This is a genomic window from Adlercreutzia sp. ZJ141 (assembly GCF_011038965.1).
Classification (GTDB): domain Bacteria; phylum Actinomycetota; class Coriobacteriia; order Coriobacteriales; family Eggerthellaceae; genus ZJ141.
The window spans coordinates 1-3374 of record NZ_JAAKEB010000043.1 but is presented as its reverse complement, the minus strand read 5'-3'; the positions used below and the strand labels follow the sequence as shown (position 1 = coordinate 3374).

Genomic DNA, 3374 nt, shown 5'->3' with positions numbered 1-3374 from the left:
AAGTCATCATATGCGAAGTGTGAGTTTATGCGAAGCCGTTGGCGTTAGCCCTGATGAGCTAGGATTGCATAGCTGTTGACTTCGCATAAACGATCAGTGTCACAGCAAGTCGCGCAACCAAGATAGTATGTCGGCGCGCTCGATGCTGTCGTACTTAGACTGCTTTACAACAACCTGCTCAAGTCCCTCTATCGCTTTTCTCTTAGCCTCGACGCTTGCTTTCGCGTATATCTCCGTAGTGGTCACGCTTTTATGACCTAAAAAATCTCTAATGTAAACAAGATTGATTCCTGATTCGAGCATGTGCATAGCTTTCGAATGGCGCAGCGCATGCGGATGACTAGTGGGTGGAACAACCGCAGGATCGGCTTCATGGGCGATTGCGATATTCTTTTTCAATATGTAGGCGATGCCGGCCCTTCCGATTCTGTTTCCCTGAGCATTGAGAAACATAGCGCTTGTTGGCTCCGCTTCGCCTCTGTACGAGCAAACATACTCGGCGAGTATGTCGCCCACCTGTGCAGATAAGGGAACGACACGAACCTTGCGTCCCTTGCCTAATAGTTTGGCCGTAAAGGGCTTCTTTCTCGCGATATCGCAAATATTGAGCGCCGCCACCTCACTTACGCGTGCTGCGGATTCATACAACACCGATAAGATTGCAAGCTCGCGTAAGTTTCCACTCGCAGCTGTGATGACTGCACCAACACCTTCTGGGCTTAGAAAGTCAATTTCTCTTGATGCGTGCTTCTTCATGGGGATGCCCACTATCCCTGTGCATTGCTCCAGATAATCGGGAGCTTCGTACTGCGCGAACTTGGCAAACGATTTGATAGCCGCGATTCTGCTGTTACACGTCGACGGACAACAGTCTCTCGCGTTTTCAAGCCATGCAGCCCAGCTTAAGATCGCTTCAGGCGTGAGGTCGTCCATGCCGATGTTGTATGCCTGCGTTGCGGTTTCTGACTCAAACCAAATAAGCAGAAGTGCAATTGCGTCTCGGTAGGCCATGACAGTATTGGGGCTAAACCCCCTCCTATTCGGAAGATAATCGAGCAAAAAGCGAGACACCAGAGACTGGAAGTTTGTGGCCGTCATGATATATCCCCGAACACAATGGCAGAGCATTGCGCTTGAGCGTCGACCATACCCTGGAAACGCTCTTCGGTAAGCCGCAGGTAATACTCGGTACTCTTGATGTCGGCGTGGCCCATAAAAGAAGCAAGAAGAGGAAGTGCAGCGAAGGCATCCATGCCAGACGCGATGGCCTTCTCAAGCGAATGGATCGCAAACGAATGCCTTATGTCATGAGGGCGAGCCGTGGTGCCCTCAGGCCGCGTTATCTTTGCCGCTGCAAACGCAGACTTAATCTTGAATGCAGCGGTTGTATGGCTTCGGTGGCTATTACCATCTGCAGATGGTATGAGTGGAAGTGAACCGTCGACACAACCAAGATCGTGTGCTTCCATGTAAGAAGCCACGTGCCAAGAGAGGGATCTCGACATCGGGCACAAGCGCGTGCGGTCACCCTTTGCTCTTTTGACCAGGATCGTTGCCGCTTCCAAGTCCACGTCCGATACGTCGAGTTTTAGCGCTTCACCCATTCGCAAGCCAAGACACCAAAGTAGCCGCATCAGTAATCCCACCCAATCCTGCATCGTTTCGTCGGCAAACTTGATGGCTCTTGCCATCTCCTGTTCACTGATGATTCTGGGGATGAAATTACTCTCATCTCTGACCAGGTTGTGTGGCAGTATGTATGCGTTATAGCCTTCGCTTCTCAAAAACACGCAGAACTGTCGGATTATCGCTATGCGCTTGCACTGGTTTGGAATAGACTCGCCGTCTTTGCGTGTTGCGATAAGTTCGGCTGCTTGCTTATCAACAACCGAAGCGCTTTGTGGTAAGCCTGCCAGCATTCTGGATATATCCCTGAGTACGCTTTGGTAGCTTTTGGGTATCGAGTATCCAAGCGTGCGCTTGTAGCGGACGTAATCGACAAACAGGCTGGCATAGGGGCCTGTGAACTCCATAATCGGATCATGCATGGGGCACCTCCAAAGACATCGCGCGCAGCAACTCCACATCGACCGCAAGATACTTTCTCGTCGTATTTGCGTTACTGTGCCCCAGAACTCCCGAGATCACCGGGTAGGGGACGTTGCCTGCAAGCATGTTCGTTGCGGCAGAGTGGCGCAACGAATGCATGCCGTGGTGGCGGCCAGCCGGATCGACGCCTGCAACACGAAGCGCTGATGTTGTGACGTAGTGGAAAGCGTTTCGGCATCCCTTGAATGATTTATAGGGCGCACGGGCATGCAGGAACACGTGCGGATCTGCGGAATCAGGCCGCTCTGTCCGCATATAGTCAGCAATTGCCAGCTTGACCTCGTCTGGCATTGGTAGCGTCACCCGTGCACCTGTCTTGCTTTGGGTAAATGAGAGTTTTCCTGCCCGCCAGTCTAGGTCGCAAACAAGCAGGTTGCGGATATCAGAGGATCTCATCCCCATAACCGATGCACAGAGCAGCATGGCGTAGTTTCGCTTGGGGCATTCGTTAGAGACATCTGTCGCGAGCATGGCGGCAATCTCGTTGCCACCATACGCTGACGGCAACGAGCTGTGCTTATGGCCTGGGATGACAGGCATAGATGCGGGCAGCAAGGAGTCACACATCCCTTTTACAGCCAAGTGCCTAAGAAACGAACGGATTACGTAGAGGTTGTTTGCTTTGGACTGCGCTGCAGCCCCTGGCATACCTTCAATATAGGTGATCACGTGCTCAAAGCGCAGATGAGCAGGGCTTGTGGCACCCGTCGATGCGAGGAACCTGCGTACGACACATTCCTGCCCGCGAATGGAAGTATCAGAAAGCCCACGATCGCGCATGTCATCGACATATGAATTGTATGCTGCGATAAGACCTTCTGGTACTCGCGGCCCTGGCTGCCGCCATGCCTTTGGAAGCTTCCCGTCCTTGGCGGTCAGAAGACATCGCACATGCCGCACGCGATCACGTTGATTTGGAGTTAGTCCCGGCACAGGGCCGATTCCTTCGTGTATAAAGAAGGAATTCTCTACTTCCTTGCTATATCTCTTGATTCCCTTCTCTTTACAAAACGCAATAACTTTATTCCATGAAGCACGGTAGTGGCATATCGTGCTGTCCTTATACTCCATGTCTCGAAGCATAGCTTCTGCTGTGTTTACGAGCTCCCTGATGTCGTCACACATAATGTCAACCTCCTAAACTGACGGTATTGCAATGCGCCGCCAGTTTAGGTTTATGTGAAGTATCAAGGGACAAACAGACAGGTTGATCGATTCTATGGGCTATTACTTCGCATAAACTCACGCTTCGCATATGATGACTT

The 3374-nt window shown here is 51.6% G+C and carries 3 protein-coding genes; all 3 read right to left on the bottom strand.

Going from position 1 to position 3374, the window contains the following annotated elements:
* Positions 1-99: 99 nt before the first annotated feature.
* From G7Y44_RS10180 to G7Y44_RS10170, 3 genes are read right to left on the bottom strand one after another with little or no spacing between them, the layout of a single operon-like run.
* On the bottom strand, positions 100-1098 hold the full coding sequence (locus tag G7Y44_RS10180; RefSeq protein ID WP_165249651.1) for a tyrosine-type recombinase/integrase: 999 nt from the start codon (positions 1096-1098) through the stop codon (positions 100-102).
* On the bottom strand, positions 1095-2048 hold the full coding sequence (locus G7Y44_RS10175; RefSeq protein ID WP_165249650.1) for a tyrosine-type recombinase/integrase: 954 nt from the start codon (positions 2046-2048) through the stop codon (positions 1095-1097). The genes G7Y44_RS10180 and G7Y44_RS10175 overlap by 4 nt, the downstream gene beginning before the upstream one ends.
* Complete coding sequence (locus G7Y44_RS10170) at positions 2041-3234, bottom strand: tyrosine-type recombinase/integrase (protein ID WP_165249648.1); 1194 nt, start codon at positions 3232-3234, stop codon at positions 2041-2043. The genes G7Y44_RS10175 and G7Y44_RS10170 overlap by 8 nt, the downstream gene beginning before the upstream one ends.
* Between the last annotated feature and the right edge of the window lie 140 nt (positions 3235-3374).

Bases quoted from the DNA above. Each gene is read 5' to 3' on its own strand.
- G7Y44_RS10180 (WP_165249651.1), bottom strand. From the start codon at position 1,098: ATGACGGCCACAAACTTCCAGTCTCTGGTGTCTCGCTTTTTGCTCGAT.
- G7Y44_RS10175 (WP_165249650.1), bottom strand. From the start codon at position 2,048: ATGCATGATCCGATTATGGAGTTCACAGGCCCCTATGCCAGCCTGTTT.
- G7Y44_RS10170 (WP_165249648.1), bottom strand. From the start codon at position 3,234: ATGTGTGACGACATCAGGGAGCTCGTAAACACAGCAGAAGCTATGCTT.